Genomic DNA, 19,843 nt, shown 5'->3' with positions numbered 1-19,843 from the left:
TCTCCAATTACTTCAAGCATAGTTTTATTAAAGATTGTAAGCTTTCTCGGCTTCTTCCATGAGATCTTTCATTGTAAAAACTCCATCTTCACCATGCGTTGGTACCCAATCTCGATTGTTGCCTAAAAACGACTCTCTATCAAGTTCTAAAAGACCTATAAGCACTTCTGCAACTATTCTGCCGCCCACCGGACCCAAGCCTTCTCCTGATGAGAACTGTGTGTCATCATCCTGTCTACCTATTACTTCTGCTTCTGCCAAAATATAATACCAAAGCGGTATGCCTGCAGACAAATCAACATCCTCCATTTTCACCTTGTTGTTCACAAAGTCTACCACTTGCTCAATTTCGCTTTCTTCCCGTTGCATATGTCTCGCAACATTTTCTCCAGAAGGTAGAAGAAAGCTTTGGCCTCTTCTAAAATTCCTTGTTGCTAAAGATTTATCATTGGGATCATCAGAGGGCACAAAAGGTAATTCCAGTAAAATAGGGGCCAGGGTGGTATCCAGTTTTTCGGCCTTTTGGAAATCTGTACCAAAATCGAAAAAAGCGTCCCACTCAATAGCCTGGTCGCTACTGGTAATTCTTGAAAAACCTTTTCCAAATTCACTAGAAAAGATACTTTTCATATCGCCGTCTTGTTGTAGTTTTAAATTCTGCGCAATCATAGTATGACCGAATCTAAATGCTGCTACAGAAAATTCTACCGGAATAAAAGCACTATAGATAGGTTTATAAAATTTACGGCCATTACCTAAAATATCAGCCACTAAATATTTCCCGCACATTATTGGTAGAAATTCATTAACAACAACCCATTGATAATGCCATGTGGTTATTTTTCTTGCTTCTTCGTATAAATGCTCAGGACTATAATCTGAATTAGCGTCTTTAAGCATTTTATAATTGGCATTATAAAATCTAATTAAAGCTAGCTGCATTTGAGAAATCACCCTGTTTTCATCATTTCTGGGATCTCCAATTACAGCAGTTCCTTTTCCATTCCGTTGCAGATCATGCTTTTCCGTAGCTTTATTTTGATCCATATTATTGTTACTCAATGCGGTTAACAGATAAAAACCTTCCTCTCTTGGTCGGTATAAAAAAGGATCATCCTCGGGGCCACCTCCAAAAACACTATCCAGATCTAAATTAGCAGAACGTGAGTTTTCAATTTCATTTGGATTATTAATACTACTAAAACTTGTAGAGGTATCAAAAGTAATATCATGGTCTATAAACTGACCAAAAAATACCATTCCTAACGGAACTGAATCAGTAAATTTAGGAGAATTACCTCCATTCATTGGTCCATCTATTTTCCCCAACCCAGCTAACTGCGATGGCGGATTATAAAGTGGAGGCAATTCTCTAAACATTCTGCCAAAACGGCCAAAACTTTCTTTTTCAAAAGAATGATGCGAACAAAGCACGTTTTTACCCTCAAAACTGTGCATTCCATGGTGATTTGAATCTGACATGATAAACTGGTTTTTAATTATTAATAAAATTTTTAATACGGTATATCCCTGGAGCCTATAGATATTTCATCTTGCGGGTGCAATTTGAAATACGCTAAGCCGGGTATAATAGTTTATCTATCACCTTCTAATTGATCATAAAAAATGACCGTCTAGGGTGAATAGAGCTAAAATCGGGATATAAATAACCCGGGATTATAAAAGATTGTAGGGGATATGTTGAGGGTATAATCTTAAAATAAACCTGTGTTGGGATTAGGGTTTATTTTCTTTGATTCTAATAAAAAAACTTGAAATTACACTTAATTTAGAAAGAGTTTCATTCAAATATAAATATCAAAAACTACTGAAAATTAGCGCTTTAAATCAACTTTGAAGCAATGTAATAAAAAATTTTAACTATTCTTCTTAAAAGAAAAATATTTTTCAGCTTCTATTTTATGCTACTATTTTTTAATAAATCATAATTTTTATCACTTTACCTCTAAAGGGGTATCTACTTAATAATAGTTTAACCTTTTTGAGCAATGTTTATGAAAAATTTAAAAAACCTTATTTTCTATAGTTAGAACCGGCACTTATTTTTACGAATTCACGCTATTAAAATAATTTTTTAAAACTAACTAATGATTTTTCAAAACTCTAACCTTCAGCAAAATGGGCCAAGTTATGTAATAAAGAAAATGTTTTTTGTCATTTTCTGTTGTATTTTTTTATTAACCACCAATAATACCTACGGCCAGTTTTTTGAAAAAGAAGATTCATTTATTGAAAAATCTGGAGATGCTTCGGTTATCTTGCTTCCGGTTTCGGCCTTTGCTATTTCTTTAATTTTAAAAGATAAAACCGGGTCCTGGCAATTTACAAAAGGGTTTTTACTCAATTTGGCAGTAACCGGCGCAGGAAAGTATTTAATAAATAAAGAACGGCCGCTGCAGGGTGGAGGTTATGCTTTCCCTTCGGGACATACCTCGGTTGCTTTCCAGGGAGCTTCATTTTTTCATCGTAGATATGGTTTTAAATATAGTATTCCTGCCTATATTCTTGCCGGTTTTACGGGATATAGTAGATTAAATGCGAAACGGCACGATGGATGGGATGTGCTGGCAGGTGCAGCAATAGGAATAGGTAGCACCTTCTTTTTCACCACTCCCTATGAAGATCAACAAATGGAAGTCACTTTTTCCAGTGGAGATGATGCTTATCTCCTGGGTTTCAGATACACGTTTTAAACAGTGATTTTTTTATTTATTTAGCTGTTTGGGAATACCGGGCGTAGGTTTATCACTAATTTCAAGGCTGAAAATGAATGTATTAGCTTTTTCCTTCCCGGCAAAAAATTAGGATAATGTGATTTTCATCATTTTTATAAAATTATTCTTGCTATAGGTTTGCATACTTACTGAACTAATTTACAGTGGTATGAATGTACTTATTTTGACAGATCTCTCTGAGGTAGCAAGAAACGCCGGAAGTTATGCAGTACAGTTTCTGGGCGATATTCCGGTGAATTTTTATATGCTTAATATAAGGGAATTTAATCCTGAAGCCGGCCTGGAAGAGGAAAAGAAGGAACTTGCCCTAAGAAAGTTGCACCAAAGAATGGACGAACTTCAGGAAATAAGCCAGAATAAAGATCACAATTTTTTCGCTTTATATTCAGAAAGTGATCTCCTAACAGCCACTCGTAAATATGCCGATGAGAAAAATGTAGACCTTATTGTTATGGGAGCGGCTCATAAAGGCCATTCTCCCTTCACAATTATTGGTAACCACACTTATGAAGTCATAAAAAAAATAAGATATAATATTTTAGCGGTAGCTGAGCATTGCCAGTATAAACCTATAGAGAAAATGATATTCCCAATAGCTTATTCCACTTCCCTAAACAAAGATGTTTTTGCCATCTTTAATAAACCACAAATAGCTGAAGGTACAGCTTTAACCGTGGTAGAAGTAGGTGATCCCGCGAAGGGAGTAGACGTGGAAGCCGGAAGAGAAATTTTCTCTCAAATTAAGAACAGGATAGTGAAAGTGATACCATTTAAAGATAAAAACATTTTTTCTGATGATAACCTACAAAAAATCCAGGATCGTTTTGATATGATCGTTATGATGGGGAAAAACCTGGGCTTATGCGATAGTTTTCTTCATACCAAGCGCGGTATTTATTCTAAAGTATCAAATTCACTTCCCATTCTGGTGTTACATTAATTTTTGAAACAATCTATTTTCCAAATCTCTTTATTATTTACCTGCCCTTGTAAGCTCCCGGTAAAGAAATTCTTTCAGCTCCTGGTTTTCCAATTCTAATCTACTGTTTTCTTCTAGTAAGTAAGACTGCACTTCCAGTTCAATAAAAGTTACTATAAGTCCGTTAATTACTTCTTCATTTTCAGAAAAACAAGGTTGAATGCACTTTAAGAATCTGCGTTCATCATTTATTTTAATTTCTTTTTTGAGCACGGTTTCAGTAATTAAAACACCTCTAATATTTTCAATAAAAGAGCTGTGTTTCATTTTTTCTTTAATCCCGCAAATATTCCTTTCTAAATGTTCTTTTTTCAGCTCAAAAAGTTTTCCAGCGGCCGGGGTAAAATCTTTTAAATATAATTCAGCATCAATAAAAAGTTGAGGAACAATAGAATTTTCAAAATACTGCTTTAAAAAATTATTCTGGATAGAACTATTGCGCATAGTATCTTCCTGAATTTTATGAGTAGAGATCATGATGTTACGATTATTGAATAAAACAAATTAGAGAATTCGGAGTGCCAGAATTCTGACAAACCGAATTCTCATTATAAAAATGCACGGGTAATTGTGGCTGGCTAAATCTTGTTTAGCCTTAGTTTAAATTAACCCCCGACTTTCCTTCTGCCTTTCATTTTCTTTTCTTCAAGTTTACGTGCAGCTTTTTCTTGTTTTCGTGCTTTTAAATCGACTTTTGAAGGTTTTAATTTTGTACCTCGCTTTGCCATTTTATTATAATTTTAATGTGAACAAAAATTTTAATTAAACACATGCCTGTAGTAAAACCTTTATATAGCGAGTTGGGTTTCCCGTTAAGGGAAATAATAAATACCTTGAGGCAAGCCTCAAAAATTTTTAAATCTCGATTATCGAGTAAGTTATAATTGAAATAAAGGATACAGATTACGTAAGCACACTCGCGAGTGCTTAATAAGTCGGAAAGATGATCTTAAGTTTAGAAAAAGCCTTGTTCATAGCTAAATCACTAAAAATTAAAATATTAACCCGCAATTTACAACCTTCTTTCATATAAACCAAAAAGAAAAAAATAAAGGCAAGAAAGAAGATTTGGAATGGGGCAGGGGGGAATCTTTAAATCCCAGAGGTGGAGTTTTAAGTTTAAAAATCTTCTTTTTGTACCTTTAGAATTGGTATTTTTAAATTATTAATCGGGAGTGAGAAATAGCAGTATTTATGGAGAGTCTTATTAAGAAAACTATAGAAAGGACCCTGGGTGAAGAAATTTCTTCAGAAATGCTTACCGATTTAAATAAACTATCTTTTGAAAAAACCTACGAGAAAAAGGAATATTTAGTTGAGGCCGGTAGCACCTGTAATTACCAGTTTTTTATTCTTGAAGGAGCTTGTTTTTCTTATTATCTTAGTGAAAGAGGCGATAAAAATGTTATACAACTGGCTATTGAAGAATACTGGATAACAGATGCTTCCAGTTATTTTAGAGGTACCGAAGCTGTTTCAACTATTGAGGCGCTGGAACCCACCAGGGCATTGCTTATTAATAAAGAAAACTTCGAAAAACTCTGCCGTATGCACCCGTTATTCGATAGGTTTTTTAGAATTTTACTCCAAAATTCCTTAGCTTCCTTACATACAAGAATTGCCAAAACCATTAGTGAAGATGCAGATCATAGATATAAAAGTTTTTCAAAACGCTATCCGCATTTTATTAAACGCATTCCCCAATATCTTATCGCATCTTACCTGGGAATTAAACCCCAATCTTTAAGCAGGATTCGTAAGAATCTCTATTAAACTCCCGGTTTATTAACATAGGTGAATTAATTTAATAAGTTTCTTAGCCATCTTTGTATATCTATTTTTTAAGTAACTTAAGAAGTAGAATTTTACTAATGCCTCATAGCAAAATAGGCTTGGTAAGTTTTTAGGATTTTTATCTCGATTATCGGGTAAAGTTTTTATTCAATATTATAAAAAATAAATATGAAAGTTAAAATATGGTCAGATGTAAGATGTCCTTTTTGCTACATCGGAAAGAAGAAATTTGAAGCTGCGCTGGCAAAATTTCCGCAGGAGAATAAAGTGGAGGTTGAATGGAAAAGTTATCAATTAGACCCTAATCTACAAACAGATCCTAATCTTAGCACCCTGGAGTATTTTGTTAAAACAAAAGGTGTAAGCGAAGCACAGGCAAGAGAAATGTTTAGCGGCGCAACCAATATGGCTGCTGAAGTAGGTCTTAAGTTCAACCTGGAAACTTCGGTTACCGCCAACTCGTTTATGGCGCACAGGCTTATTCAATTAGCTAAATCTAAAGGCCTGGGAAACGAAATTGAAGAAGCTCTGTTTAAAGCTCATTTTGAAAAAGCAAAAAATATAGATGATGCTGAAGTTTTACAGGAAATAGGTACTTCTATAGGGCTAAAAGCGGAAGAAGTAAAAAGCACCTTACAATCTGATGCTTTTGCTTATGATGTGAAACAGGACGAAATGGAAGCCCGTAATATTGGGGTAAGAGGTGTTCCGTTTTTTGTAATAGATGATAAATATGCTATCTCAGGAGCTCAGCCATCCGATGCTTTTTTACAAACCCTGAAGAAAGCCTGGGAAGAATTTAAACCGAAAAAAAATCAGTTGGAAATTTCTAAAGGAGATTCGTGTTCAACTGATGGAAATTGTGATTAAAAAATAGAATTATGAAAATAGCACTAATAGGCGCCACAGGTTTTGTGGGATCTGAAGTTTTAAAAGAGGCATTAGATAGAGGCCATGAAGTAACCGCCATTGCGCGTAATACAAAAAATATTGCTGAAGCCCATTTGCTTAAAAAAGTAGAAGTAGATGTGAAAAATATAGAAAAACTGGCTAACGCAGTTAAGGATAGTGAAGTTGTGATAAGTGCATTTAATCCGGGTTGGTCTAATCCTAATATTTATAATGAATATTTGGAAGGAGCCAAAGCTATACAACAGGCCGTAAAAGAAGCTGGTGTAAAGCGATTAATAGTTGTTGGCGGTGCTGGTAGCCTGTTTTTAAATGAAAGAACAAGGGTGATTGATTCTCCAAATTTTCCGGAAGAAATTAAACCCGGAGCAACGGCGGCCAGCGAATATTTTGAAATTCTTAAAAGAGAAAAAGAACTGGATTGGACTTTCTTTAGCCCTGCAATTGGTATGGCTCCCGGGAAACCTAAAAAACGTAGAAATACTTATAGAAAAGGCTTTGAAAAACCCGTATTTGATGAAGACGGGAAAAGCGAGTTATCTGTGCAGGATACTGCCGTGGTCCTGGTAGATGAAGCCGAGAATGGAGCACATATAAAACAACGCTTTACAGCCGCATATTAAACAATGAAACTTTATTAATTAATCTAAACTAAATATTATGAAACAAGTATTTTCTTTTTTGTTTGTCGCTTTTTTAAGCACAAGCATTTTCGCACAAACAACCTGGAAAGCCGATCCGGCTCATACCCAGGTTTCTTTTGACATTGTACACCTTGGAATTGCCGAAATAGAAGGTCAATTTGGAGAATTTGAAGGCAGTATTACAGCATCTGAAGACGATTTTAGTAATGCTGAATACGAAATGGAAATAGATGTAGCCTCTATTAACACGGGTGTGGACAGAAGGGACGGTCACCTTAAAAGTGCTGATTTCTTTGATGTAGAAAACCATCCTAAGATGAGTTTTAAAAGTAATTCTTCAGAAAAAATTGGTGATAATAAATATAAAGTAACCGGAGATCTTACTTTTCACGGCGTTACAAAACCTGTTACTTTAGAGGTTTGGCATCGTGGTACAGTAGAAAATCCGCAGAGTAAAAATTTAACTTCCGGTTTTGCAATAACAGGAACCATAAAACGATCTGACTTTAATTTAGGAGCCGATTTCCCTGAGCCAATGCTTAGTGACGAAGTAAATATTGAAGTAGACGGAGAATTCATTAAACAATAAATATCTGGAGGAGGCTATAAGTTATATTTAAAAAATTTAGCAGCCTCCTCTTTTTAAAGTAAATAAAATGTCGACCCTTTCAGATTTTAATAAATTCACAGCCAACCTGCCCAGGCAGGAGCAACCAATGCCCGTTTTGTTTATTGGTCATGGTTCACCTATGAATGGCATTCAGGATAACGAATTTAGTTCCGGTTGGAAGAAAATGGCTAAAGACATGCCTACTCCAAAAGCTGTTTTGGTAGTTTCGGCCCATTGGCTCACGAACGGAACCAGAATTACCAGTATGGAATTTCCTAAAACCGTTCATGATTTTGGAGGTTTTCCTCAGGAATTATTTCAGGTTCAGTATCCTGCGCCGGGAAGTCCTGCAATAGCTCGGGAAACTAAAAACCTGGTAAAATCTACAGCGATTGTAGAAGATCATGATTGGGGTTTAGATCATGGCGCCTGGACCGTAGTTAGGCATATGTATCCCGAAGCAAATATTCCTATTTTGCAACTTAGTATAGACCATAGTAAAGACGAAAACTATCATTTTGAGCTTGCTAAAGAACTAATGGAACTTAGAAATAAAGGAGTTTTAATTATTGGTAGCGGTAATATGGTTCATAATCTAAGAATGTTGGCCTGGGATAAAATAGAAGAACCGGGTTATGGTTACGATTGGGCTTTGGAGATGAATGATAAATTCAAAAAGTATATTTCTGAAGGTGATTTTAGTAGGCTTATTAATTATAAAAACCTTGGAGCTGAGGCGAAACTGGCCATTCCTACTTCAGAACATTATATTCCCTTGCTTTACACCCTTGGGCTCAAAGCTAAAAATGAAAAACTTTCCTTTTTTAATGATAAAGCCGTAGCGGGTTCTTTAACAATGACTTCAGTTAAAATTGGCTGATGCTGTTTCTTTCTAAAATAAATGTCTTTAAATTCTTAGCAGAAATATTCTAAAAAGAATTTCTGAATATTAAATCTCCGAAAACGTTTGAATATTTTCCTTTATACTGATGCCCGTCATTTTTCAACACTTCCTTTGCATATAATTTTGTGGTTATAAAAGCAGTAAAGATGATGACCACAACACCACTTACCGATCTTGAAATTGCTCAAAAGATTGAGTTAAAACCTATTACTGAAATTGCCAAAAAATTAGCCCTTGATGCTGAAGAAATTGAAATGTACGGAAAGTACAAAGCCAAACTTCCGCTAAATAGAATTAATAAAGAAAAGATAAAAAATAACAACCTTATCCTGGTTTCTGCAATTTCGCCAACTCCTGCTGGTGAAGGGAAAACAACGGTTTCTATAGGACTGTCTGAAGCTTTAAACCAACTTGGCAAAAAAACTACAGTAGTTTTGCGTGAACCTTCTTTAGGTCCTGTTTTTGGTATTAAAGGTGGTGCCACAGGAGGAGGTTTCTCCCAGGTTCTTCCTATGGAAGATATAAACCTTCATTTTACGGGAGATTTTTCAGCGATAGAAAAAGCTCATAATCTTCTTGCTGCCCTGGTAGATAATAATATTCAGTCAAAAATAAATAATCTGGGACTCGACCCTCGTACTATTTCGCTTAAAAGAGTGATGGATGTCAACGATCGTGCGCTTAGAAATATTGTAATTGGACTTGGAGGAACAGGATCTGGAATTCCGCGGGAGAGTGGATTTGACATTACTTCGGCTTCAGAAATTATGGCCATAATGTGCCTTGCCGAAAACCTGGACGATTTAAAAGGACGTTTAGGAAATATTTTTATTGGTTATACTTATGGAAAAAAGCCAATTTTTGCACGAGATCTTAATGCTGAAGGTGCAATGGCGACCTTACTCAAAGACGCGCTTAAACCAAACCTGGTACAAACTATTGAAGGTAATCCCGCAATTATTCATTTAGGTCCTTTTGCAAATATTGCCCAGGGAACCAACTCAGTTATTGCCACGCGAATGGGGATGAGCCTTTCAGATTATACGGTGACCGAGGCTGGTTTTGGCTTTGATCTTGGTGCAGAAAAATTTCTTGATATTAAATGCCAAAGCGCTGGTTTGGCGCCTAAAGTGGTGGTAATGACCACTACTATTAGGGCTCTTAAGTATCACGGTGGAGCGGATTTAAAAACACTTACAATTCCTAATGTTGAGGCTTTAATTAATGGGCTTCCCAACCTTGAGAAACACCTGGAGAATGCAAAATTGTATAATATAACCCCCGTTATTGCCATTAACAGGTTTTATAGTGATAGCGATGAAGAAATACAGGTTATTTTTGATTTGGCCCAAAAATTAAATATTAAGGTTGCTCTTTCTGATGGTTGGGCAAAAGGTGGAGCAGGAGCGTTAGACCTGGCGGCCAAAGTAATAGAAGCTATAGAAGAAAATAGTTCTGATTTTAAACCCCTGTACAAATGGGAGCAGGATGTGGTGACTAAAATTGAAACTATTGCGAAAAAAATATATGGGGCTAATAGGGTAGAATTTTCACCTAAAGCAAAGAAAAACCTGAAGACTATTTTAGATCTGGGACTGGAAGAATTGCCAGTTTGTATTGCAAAAACTCAAAAATCATTATCAGATAATCCGGCGCTATTAGGAAGACCAACAGGATTTACACTCACTGTTAGGGAGATTGAAATTGCTGCCGGTGCAGGCTTTCTTATTCCTATAACCGGTGATATGATGCGAATGCCGGGATTACCAGTACATCCCGCTTCAGAAAATATAACAGTAGATTTGGAAGGAAATATTTCGGGGCTGGTTTAAGGGCAAGATCTATTTTTTTCAAATAAAAAAACCTTCCGGTATTCGCCGGAAGGTTTTTAACTTTCTAAAATGTTTACTCTATAACGGGATAAAAATGCGCTTAAACAGTTTTTTCTACAGTTTTTGTAAATAATTCGCCTGCTTTCAGTCTTCGGTTGTATTCCTTTAGGTCATTTCTAACTTCACCGGACATTATATATAGGCCAATAATATTAGGGAAAGACATAGTTAAAATCATCATATCAGAGAAATCAAGCACAGCTCCCAGCCCTACTGAAGCACCAATCACTACAAAAACCAGGAACATAGATTTGAAAACCAATTCGCTCCTGTTGGTTTTTCCGAATATATAAGTCCACGCGCGTAGCCCGTAATAAGACCAGGAGATCATAGTAGAAAATGCAAAGAGAAAAACCACAATACTCAACACATAAGGAAACCATGGCATCACGGTAGCAAAGGCTCCAGAGGTAAGTTGAACCCCGCCAACGCCCTCTACCTCGTGCATGCCGGTAAAAATAAGAACAAGTGCAGTTAAAGTACAGATGATTACTGTGTCTATAAAAGGTTCAATTAACGCTACATAGCCTTCAGAAGCTGGATGCCTGGTTTTTCCGGCGCTGTGAGCTATTGCCGCCGAACCAACTCCAGATTCGCTGGAGAATGCAGCCCTTTGAAATCCTACAATAAGTACGCCTATTACTCCGCCTTTTAAGGCTGTTGCATTAAAAGCACCATTATAAATCGCAGAAAATGCTGAACCTATATTTTCAAAATTTACACCAATAACCACAAGCGCAGAAACAACATATATAAGAGCCATTAAGGGAACAATCTTTCCGGTTACTTTGCCTATACTCTCAATACCACCAAGAATTACCAAGCCTACAAGGCCTGAAAGGGCGAGGCCAAAATAAAAACCATTTCCTTCCATAAATTCAAACTGACTGGCAAGAATCTCGAAAGATTGATTGGCCTGAAACATATTCCCTCCACCCAGGGTTGCTCCAATACAAAGCACTGCAAAGAAAACAGCCAGAACTTTACCAAAACCTTTCATATTTCTTCGCTCCAGCCCGTGTTGTAAATAATTCATAGGGCCACCAAAAATCTTTCCTTCTTTATTAATAACCCTATATTTAATTCCAAGGGTACATTCCACAAATTTTGAAGCCATACCTAAAAGTCCGGCGATAATCATCCAAAAAGTTGCTCCGGCTCCTCCCAAAGATATAGCGATAGCCACACCGGCGATATTTCCCAGTCCTACGGTAGCAGAAACTGCGGTTGCCATGGTTTGAAAATGAGTGATCTTACCCGGGGCGGTAGGGTCATCATATTTTCCGCGTGTGAGGTCTATAGAATGTTTTACCCCTTTAAAATTGATAAAACCCATTTTAACGGTAAAAAATGCAGCACCAAATATTAACCAAATAACTATAAGAGGAATATTATGGGTTTTGGGGTCTCCATTTGGGTGAGTAACTGGCAGGGGAGTAGGGTATTTAATTTCGGCTAAATTATGAGCGCCTGTTTTAATAAGATGATCGCTGTTATTGGAATCGTAAATTACATCTCCGGCTTTGGTTAAGTGTTTTAGATTTCCGCTTGTAGTGGCATAAATATTTAAATCACCTTTATTTTCGGAATTTACTATGGCAATAAGATCTCCTTCATTCACATTCTTCCCTTCATTAATTTTCCATTCCTTAAGTAAATAGCGATCATTTACCGAAGGACTCCAACCCGGGATGGGCACTTTAGCAACTTCAGCATACACTACAGGATCATAAATTCCAAATGTGGTAAACGGGTCCCAGAATAAGAAATTCCCCAGGCTTTCTACCAGCGGAACAGCAGCACCATTAAAATGTTCGGTAATTGCTTTAGGTTTTATTTTAAACTCCCGGGTAAGAGTGGCACCTTTACTATCTGTGATTTTGACTTTATAAGGAATTCCTTCGGTAAGACCGTAAGCCGATTTTGATTCAAGCCCAGTATTTTTATCAGACCATTTATAGGTATAGGGAGGTTGCCCACCTGAAACCTCCAAATCAATAAATCCGTCATTAATTAAATTAGAAATATTTCCAGCTTTAGCATCTATCTTAAGTTGCTGGGCATTTAACATTGAAAGCGGAAGTAAAAGGATTAAAAGAAAATATTTTTTCATAGTTTAATTTCTAAATTTGAAACTCCACACCGCTAAAAAGCAGCGTTTCTTCCTAAAGAAATCATTGGGTTTGCTTTTATGTATTTTAATTTAATCTTTGGATGAAAACGAAGTGATAAAAAAAGGGAAAATCATTCAAATTAGAAGAAACTCTTAGGTCACCTTATTTTCATCAGGTAGATAAAATTATAAATAAGAAAAGCATAAGTTCCCGTGACCGCCGAGAAGAAAAATAAAATGGTTTTTAGCCTGGTTTTATTTTTTATGAAATTTGAAAAATTAGCTGTAAATATAATGTATAATCCTTAGTTAGAAAAATTGAAAAACACACATTTAAATTGGAAAAGATTAAGGTTGCTTCTCAAATATTTTAGAAGCGCATAATTTTTTCCTATTTTTAGTTTCTTAAACCTGCCATAACATGAAGAACATTTTAGTAGCCGTAGACCGTAAAAATGATGCTGATTTACTTATTTCACACGCGGTTAATATTGCTAAATTAACAAACGCCAAAATCTGGATAATTCACGTAACTGTAGCTGATCCTGATGATTTTCTTGCCCGGGAGGCCGGACCTCAATATGTTTATGAAAAGAGAGCTGAGGACCGAAAAAAAGAAAAAGCTACCATAGAAAAGTGGGCCGAAGATGTTGCAAAAGATCATAATGTAGAAGTAGAGGGCCGTATAATTGAAGGTTCTGTAATAAAGTCTATTAAAAAGTTGGTAGATGAGTGTAATATTGATTTGGTAGTTGCCGGCCACAAGAAAAAAAACCTGGTGTATGGCCTGTTTACCTCAAACAAGAAAAAAGATCTTATAGACGAACTTCAAATTCCTTTATTAGCGGTCCCGCTAGGATAGATTTCTCATTTTCTGAGATAATAATGCGATTTAGCTCTTAAATTCAAAGTTAAGTGCAAGATCGCTTTGTTTTAATTCAAAAAGTTGCATTGTGCGATTCTTATCGTAATTCTAAACACACTTTGAATCTGTAGAGGAATTTTTTTAAAAAAATATTCTTTTAATTTTTTTAGGAATAAAGATTTAAGTCCATGTTATAAATTGTTAAACCTTTTTTATAGGCTAACTTGTTCATTAACTTTAAGATATAACCATAAAAACAAAAAATTATGAGTATCGTAAAAGTTATTGAAGTAATTGCAAGTTCAACAGAGAGTTTTGATGATGCAACCAGAAATGCCCTTGCAGAGGCTTCTAAAAGTGTAAAAAATATAGAATCGGTTTACGTGAAAGAGATGCACGCGAATGTGATTAATAATAAAATTGCTTCGTACGCAGTGAACGCGAAGATATCATTTAAAAAAGAGAGCTAAATTTAGTTCGTTTGAGTTTTGGGGAAGTAGTTTATTAATTAAACGCTTCCCCATTTTTATGTTTACTTCCCATTCAAAGCCCCTAAAATCCTAAATTTCTATATTATTCGAATTTGTTTTCTTCTGGAAAATTATACAGAATTTTCCTAAAAATAAATCTCTATTTTATTACAAAGTTGATTAATACAGGATTTCCCCCGTTTCAAAAACGTATTAATAGTTTTAAATTAAAGGTGAACTTTTTTGGATAATAACTTTAGAATATGGAAAATTACCTTTAAAAATTCTGGACAAATTATTTTGATCGCTAAAAGCTTCAAAAATATCTTTTCAGTAAAATAAGATTTTACCACTACTTTTTTATAGCGAATTTCTATATAGGTTCTATGTCTAACCTTAATATTTGTGCTATGAATCCTTTTTATATTTTTTTGGAGAATTACAAAACAGCCACATCAGGGTTTCATTTTCTGGCTAAACTATTTATTTTATTAATTCTGGCCTGGATAGTAGTTGCGGCTATTTTTGCAGTATTAGGAACTCTTAACCTAATATTTTAGGCTGCTATTTTATAAAGTAACTAAGATAGCTTTTTGGCTGTCCCGGATTAGCTTTGCGCCGGCATCACAAAACTGAAAACAGTTTCTTTGTCTGAAGAGCTTACTTTTATCTCTCCATTGTGTGCTGCTGCAATTTCTGAGGCAATATAAAGCCCCAGGCCTAAACCTTTTTTGGGCTCTTCTCCTTCAAGACGATAAAATGGTTCAAATAATTTTTCCCTTACTTCTTTAGGGATTTTCGTCCCATTGTTAGTAATTTCTAATTTAAACTCTCCATTTAAGCATACCGCTTCAAGTTCTATAGATTCATCTGGTGTACCATGAGTTACTGCATTTCCTAAAAGGTTAGAACATAATTGTGCAATACGGTCTGGATCACAATTTACCGGATTTTCTAATTGAATCTTAGAAGAAATTTTCTGTTGGGGAGAAATAATCTTTAATTCGTTAATCACCTGTTTCAATACATCTTCCAGTTTTTTGGAATCGGCAGTTTTATTAAGCTTTATACCTTCTCCCAGGCGGCCGCGGGCAAAATCTAAAAGATTATCTATTAAACCTTCCATCCTGATGCTGGTAGATTTAATAAGGGAAGCATTCCGCTTTACAATATCTTCCTTACTAAATTTCATTAAAATTTCAGCACTCATCCGCGTAGTGGCGATGGGGTTTTTTAGATCGTGACCTAAAATTGCAATAAATTGTTCCCGCAATTCAGCTATTTGGTGTTCTTCGTTTAATTCGGCAACCGCATTCTCCTTTTCTTCAATTGCTTCCAGGTGAAAGCTAATTAATTCAGCATAGAGTTGAAACATTCCTCTAATTTCTTCGGTATCAATTTTAGCTATCTTTTTATCTATGGCGCAAATAGTACCAAAAAAACTTCCATCTTTTTTATATAATGGAACCGAAATATAACTTGAAAAACCATACATCGCGGGAGTTGGATGCTTGGCATAAGTTTCGCTTGTGGCTACATTATCTATAAAAACAGCCTGTTCGTGCTGGCGTACCTCGTTACAAATAGTAGTTTCTACTTTTAATTCATCTCCGGGTTTTAAGCCGAATTTAATTTTATCGTTTACAGCGCAGGTAATCCATTTATCTTCTGTGACCCGGGCAATAGCGGTAAAACCCATCCCGGTTGTAAGACAAATAATATCCAATAACTGAGTAACGATGGGGATTTTATTAATATTTGCAACGTCTGCTTTATAATTTTTATGCGTAGTGGAAGTCTTAATAAGAATAATTTTTTGTGTATAAAAAGTTTATAAAATTAGTAAAAATTTTCGATTTCTGAAATAGGTCCAATTCAGTGTACGCGCTTTATATCAATTTTTTACCTGTTCATTATCAAAAAAATGTAGTCTGGATCATTCCTTATTATTTCACCTGTTTTGCTACATAACTTTAGGATATAATCAAATACAAGCTTGTACCTAAACCGTTTATAAATCTTAAAAATTAATTGTTATGAAAACATTAGTCGTTATTTTGATGCTTGTGAGCTTTAGCTTTAGTAGCTACGCCCAAAGAATTACGCAACTGGAAGAAACAAGAATTGCTTATTCTCCTCTTGTTCTCACGGAAACCGATAATCCCGATGAATATCGCTATAATGTTAGCGATAGTTTTGCTGCCGAATTCACTAAAAATCCCATGGCTTTTATGGAGTCTTATTTTGATATTTCTAAATTTATTGAAGAAGTGAAATATAAAGATTATGATAGTTATTTAGTACGTTTTCAATCTAGTAAAGGATTTCTTGAAGCCAATTATTCAAAAGAAGGAGTATTAAATCGAACCAGGCAACTATTTAAAGATATTGCTTTGCCTCTCGCAGTAAGAAATGAACTATGGAGACAAACCGAAGGCTGGAGTATGGTAAAGAATAATTATAAAGCCAGGGGCCAGGGGAAGCTTCTGGATAAAGAACTTTATCGAATTAAAGTTGTGAAAAATGATAAATCAAAGATTATTAAAATTGATCCTAAAAATATAAATGAAGAGCGTGTGGCCGGTATGTAATCTCTCCAGAACTTTAACTAATGCCTGTAAAGTATAACTTCAATCTAAATGAAGCTTTTAAAAAACTTTACAGGCTTTTTTATGCTTTATATCAAATAGGAGCCTATTCACAGCATAAAATATATCCCTGGTAGCAGAATTAGGCTGATTCATTCACTAAATTATTTGATATCAATTACTTAGATTCAAAAAAAAATATTCAACAAGAAAAAATAGTTTTAAATTACATGGGTGTATCTCAAATGTAAAATTATGAAAGCACTTGTTGTAGATGACGAAGAACTGGCAAGAAGAAGAGTGCTTAACCTGCTTGCTGAAGTAAAGGAAATTGAAGTTTTGGGAGAATGCTCCAATGGGAAATCGGCGATTACTCAAATTAATAAGCTTAAGCCGGGACTTGTTTTTCTTGATATTAGTATGAAAGATATGAGTGGATTTGAAGTGCTGCAGAAGCTTCATGTGAACCCAAAACCGATAGTTGTATTTGTAACTGCTTATGATAATTATGCCACAAAAGCTTTTGATGTAGATGCGTTCGATTTTCTTCTGAAACCCTTTCGCGACGAGCGGTTTTTTAAAACTATAAAAAAAGTACTTAATATCTCAAATAATGAAGTTCAGGAAAATTTTGAAAAACGCCTGCAAACTTTATTTGAAGTTTATAGCAAAGACAGGAAAACTTCCAAAATTCCCTTAAAACTTCCGGTTAGGCAGGGTAATAAAACCGTTTTATTAACACCCAACGAGATTAGTTATATCTGTGCTTCTGGCTATTATGCTGAAATTTATACTGAAAATAGCAAGTATTTACTCAGGGAATCTCTAAATAACCTGGAAGAATTTTTCAAAGACCACGCCTTTTTTAGAATTCATAGATCGGCCATTATTAATCTGAATCATATTAAAGAAATTGTGCATTCAGATTTCTCTGAAGTAGATGTAAAAATGAGAGACAAAAAATTATTACGCATCAGCAAATCCAATAAAAAGGAATTATTTGATAAACTCGGAATTTAAAGAACCTCAAGATGAGCTTTTCAGCCTTAAAAAATAAATATATAGACGTAAAGCTTATTTTGCTTTTGGCGGCCTTCTACACGTTATTCAACCTGGTATATTTAGGCAAACTGGCATATATGCGAGCCTTCATTTCCCGGGAAACCGTAGAATCCTGGCACGACATTATTTTCCATAACTTGCTTATAGACTGGATTATTGTAGTGGTTTATATGAGCCTGATTGCGATAAGTACTAAGCGCCTTTTAAATAAAAATTATTCGTGGATAAAAATTTTTTTACTGCATACCTTATTTTCAATATTAATAGGGTTTGTAATTCGTTTTTTCTTTGATCTTTATGGAATTTTACTCGGTCTCATGACTTTTGCCGATTATAGTTTAAAGGCCAGTATAGACCGAATGATATTCGTAATAGATCTTAATTTTCTCATCTACTTTGCGATGATTTTTATCATCTACACCTATTATTATTTAAAACAGGTAAAAGAGACCGAGAAGCAAAAGACACTACTGGAATCCCAACTTACCAATACGCGTATGAAGATGTTATCTTCTCAGCTACAGCCGCATTTTTTATTCAATACCTTAAACTCTATTTCGGTTTTAGTAGAAATAGATGCTAAAAAAGCCCAGGATACCATTGCAGATCTAAGCGACCTGCTTCGGGAAATTTTGTACAGTAGTGAGAATTATAAGGTTACATTGAGAAAGGAATTACGAATGCTGGACTATTATTTAAATATTCTCACTCTTAGGTTTTCAGATCATTTGATAATCGAGAAGAATATAGACGAGAGCCTGTTAGATCATTTAGTGCCCTCGTTGCTATTACAACCCATTATAGAAAATTCGGTTAAACACGGTTATTCTTACCATAATATACATCTAAAAATTGTGATCAATATTTTTAAATCCAGAGGTTACCTGGTGCTTAGCGTCTACAATAATGGAAAAACACTTACCGAAAAACAAGAAGCTTTATTAGAAAAAGGAGTGGGGATTTCTAATACCAGGGATCGTTTACTTACGCTTTACGGAAAAAGAGCCAGTTTTAAAATACGCAATAAAGAAGCTGGAGTAGAAACCCTAATAAAAATTCCCTTTTCCAAAACCTGATTATAGGCTTAAACGTTCCCCGTTTTTACTGGAAGATTCATATATTTTTTCCAGAATTATAATATCCTTCAATCCATCTTCCCCGGGAACCATTACTTTTTTATCATTGATAATTGCCAGGGCATCATCATCCATTTGTACAGCTTGCTGATTTTTCCCGAATGGAGCTAAAACAGTCCCATCGCTGGCTTTTCCTTTCACTCCGGAGTATGATTGGAAAGGTCTTAAATAATACCAGCCATCTTTGCAATCTACTTCAAGATTATTCATACTTTCTCCAAAACTGGTTCTGCAATTGGCAGTAATTCCGTTAGGAAATTCAAGATCAAAAACCGTAGTTTCATCAACTTCATCAAAAATCTCTGGTCTGTTAATAATATGCTTTGCGCTAACCGAAATTGGTTCTAAGCCGGTGGTATAGCGGGCTGCGTTTAACGGGTAAACGCCCATATCATACATAGCACCGCCACCCATTTCTTTTTCCAGTTTCCAAGGATTCATAGGGTCTCCATAATAACCGGCTTCGGCTTTTAGGTTTTTCATCTTACCAAAAGGTTTGGTTTCAGCCCATTTCATTAAGGTTTGCGTATTTTTCTCGTGCTGCATTCTATAACCAATAGAAAGTTTTACCCCATTTTTGTTACAGGCCTCAATTATTTGTCGGCATTCTTCCGAGGTTTTTGCCATAGGCTTTTCACACCAAACGTGTTTCCCTGCATTAGCGGCCTTAATTGCATATTTTGCGTGAAGCCCCGTGGGTACCACAATATAGATTACATCTATATCATCGTTATTGGCAATCTCATCCATATTTTCATAATTATACACGTTTTGATCTTTAATCCCGTATTTTTTTTGCCATACCGGTATTTTCTCAGGACTTCCGGTTACAATACCTCGTAATTCGCAATAATCAGTTTCCTGAAGCGCCGGTGCAAGTTGCCCGGTACTGTAGTTTCCAAGTCCTAACAAGGCTACGCCTAATTTTTCTTTATTTTTATGAAGTAGAAAATTGGGAATTGGAAGTGTAGTAGCGGCCACAAATAGCCCTGATTTTTTAATAAATGTCCTGCGATCTTGCATAATTATGTTTTTTGGCTGAGCCTAAAAGTTACTCAAGCTTTTTTAAAATTTGCAGTCAAAAATTATATTTAACTATTTTTTAAAAACTGATTACCAGT

General features: G+C 35.3%; 18 protein-coding genes. 13 read left to right on the top strand and 5 right to left on the bottom strand.

Features of this window, described 5'->3' with window-relative positions:
- Positions 1-27: 27 nt before the first annotated feature.
- Positions 28-1,482: a peroxidase family protein gene (locus AO058_RS15340; RefSeq protein WP_083634196.1), complete on the bottom strand. Its 1,455-nt coding sequence runs from the start codon at positions 1,480-1,482 to the stop codon at positions 28-30.
- Positions 1,483-2,108: 626 nt separating this feature from the next.
- Here AO058_RS15340 and AO058_RS15335 point away from each other — a divergent pair.
- Both AO058_RS15335 and AO058_RS15330 read left to right on the top strand, forming a co-directional pair.
- Complete coding sequence (locus AO058_RS15335; RefSeq protein ID WP_232228846.1) at positions 2,109-2,714, top strand: phosphatase PAP2 family protein; 606 nt, start codon at positions 2,109-2,111, stop codon at positions 2,712-2,714.
- 190 nt (positions 2,715-2,904) lie between these two features.
- The gene (locus AO058_RS15330; RefSeq protein ID WP_075327345.1) at positions 2,905-3,696 is read left to right on the top strand and encodes a universal stress protein; all 792 of its coding nucleotides are present in this window, start codon (positions 2,905-2,907) and stop codon (positions 3,694-3,696) included.
- A gap of 33 nt (positions 3,697-3,729) precedes the next feature.
- On the opposite strand, the gene AO058_RS15325 is transcribed toward AO058_RS15330, so the two are convergent.
- Positions 3,730-4,212, bottom strand: a complete 483-nt coding sequence (locus AO058_RS15325) for a PAS domain-containing protein (protein ID WP_075327344.1) — start codon at positions 4,210-4,212, stop codon at positions 3,730-3,732.
- A gap of 717 nt (positions 4,213-4,929) precedes the next feature.
- Between AO058_RS15325 and AO058_RS15320 the strand changes: the two genes are divergently transcribed.
- From AO058_RS15320 to AO058_RS15295, 6 genes are all read left to right on the top strand, one after another.
- A complete protein-coding gene (locus AO058_RS15320; RefSeq protein ID WP_075327343.1) occupies positions 4,930-5,508 on the top strand; it encodes a Crp/Fnr family transcriptional regulator in 579 nt (192 codons plus the stop codon).
- Between the two features lie 189 nt (positions 5,509-5,697).
- Entirely contained in the window at positions 5,698-6,399 is a 702-nt protein-coding gene (locus AO058_RS15315; protein ID WP_075327342.1) for a DsbA family oxidoreductase, read from the top strand.
- Positions 6,400-6,410: 11 nt separating this feature from the next.
- A complete protein-coding gene (locus AO058_RS15310; protein ID WP_075327341.1) occupies positions 6,411-7,061 on the top strand; it encodes an NAD(P)-dependent oxidoreductase in 651 nt (216 codons plus the stop codon).
- A 37-nt stretch (positions 7,062-7,098) separates the two neighbouring features.
- Positions 7,099-7,671 carry a YceI family protein gene (locus tag AO058_RS15305; protein ID WP_075327340.1) on the top strand — a complete coding sequence of 191 codons (573 nt, stop codon included), beginning with the start codon at positions 7,099-7,101 and terminating at the stop codon, positions 7,669-7,671.
- 67 nt (positions 7,672-7,738) lie between these two features.
- Entirely contained in the window at positions 7,739-8,572 is an 834-nt protein-coding gene (ygiD, locus tag AO058_RS15300; RefSeq protein WP_075327339.1) for a 4,5-DOPA dioxygenase extradiol, read from the top strand.
- A 170-nt stretch (positions 8,573-8,742) separates the two neighbouring features.
- Entirely contained in the window at positions 8,743-10,428 is a 1,686-nt protein-coding gene (locus AO058_RS15295; RefSeq protein ID WP_232228845.1) for a formate--tetrahydrofolate ligase, read from the top strand.
- Between the two features lie 100 nt (positions 10,429-10,528).
- On the opposite strand, the gene AO058_RS15290 is transcribed toward AO058_RS15295, so the two are convergent.
- Positions 10,529-12,601, bottom strand: coding sequence for an amino acid carrier protein (locus tag AO058_RS15290; protein ID WP_075327337.1), 2,073 nt, complete (start codon positions 12,599-12,601; stop codon positions 10,529-10,531).
- Between the two features lie 421 nt (positions 12,602-13,022).
- Between AO058_RS15290 and AO058_RS15285 the strand changes: the two genes are divergently transcribed.
- Together AO058_RS15285 and AO058_RS15280 are read left to right on the top strand one after the other, a co-directional pair.
- Positions 13,023-13,463, top strand: a complete 441-nt coding sequence (locus AO058_RS15285) for a universal stress protein (protein WP_075327336.1) — start codon at positions 13,023-13,025, stop codon at positions 13,461-13,463.
- Between the two features lie 269 nt (positions 13,464-13,732).
- Positions 13,733-13,936, top strand: a complete 204-nt coding sequence (locus AO058_RS15280) for a dodecin family protein (RefSeq protein WP_075327335.1) — start codon at positions 13,733-13,735, stop codon at positions 13,934-13,936.
- 607 nt (positions 13,937-14,543) lie between these two features.
- On the opposite strand, the gene AO058_RS15275 is transcribed toward AO058_RS15280, so the two are convergent.
- Positions 14,544-15,662, bottom strand: a complete 1,119-nt coding sequence (locus AO058_RS15275) for a GAF domain-containing sensor histidine kinase (protein WP_198036114.1) — start codon at positions 15,660-15,662, stop codon at positions 14,544-14,546.
- A 310-nt stretch (positions 15,663-15,972) separates the two neighbouring features.
- Here AO058_RS15275 and AO058_RS15270 point away from each other — a divergent pair, with 310 nt between their 5' ends.
- The 3 genes from AO058_RS15270 to AO058_RS15260 all read left to right on the top strand — a co-directional run bounded on the left by AO058_RS15270 (position 15,973) and on the right by AO058_RS15260 (position 18,662).
- Positions 15,973-16,527, top strand: coding sequence for a hypothetical protein (locus AO058_RS15270; protein ID WP_075327333.1), 555 nt, complete (start codon positions 15,973-15,975; stop codon positions 16,525-16,527).
- A 252-nt stretch (positions 16,528-16,779) separates the two neighbouring features.
- On the top strand, positions 16,780-17,544 hold the full coding sequence (locus AO058_RS15265) for a LytR/AlgR family response regulator transcription factor (RefSeq protein ID WP_075327332.1): 765 nt from the start codon (positions 16,780-16,782) through the stop codon (positions 17,542-17,544).
- A gap of 11 nt (positions 17,545-17,555) precedes the next feature.
- Entirely contained in the window at positions 17,556-18,662 is a 1,107-nt protein-coding gene (locus AO058_RS15260) for a sensor histidine kinase (protein WP_075327331.1), read from the top strand.
- Here AO058_RS15260 and AO058_RS15255 read toward each other — a convergent pair whose 3' ends face one another.
- Positions 18,663-19,745, bottom strand: a complete 1,083-nt coding sequence (locus AO058_RS15255) for a Gfo/Idh/MocA family protein (protein WP_075327330.1) — start codon at positions 19,743-19,745, stop codon at positions 18,663-18,665.
- Between the last annotated feature and the right edge of the window lie 98 nt (positions 19,746-19,843).

It is taken from the genome of Salegentibacter sp. T436 (assembly GCF_001932675.1).
GTDB lineage: Bacteria > Bacteroidota > Bacteroidia > Flavobacteriales > Flavobacteriaceae > Salegentibacter > Salegentibacter agarivorans.
Note: the sequence above shows the minus strand (reverse complement) of the source record. Positions and strands in the feature narration are given on the sequence as shown.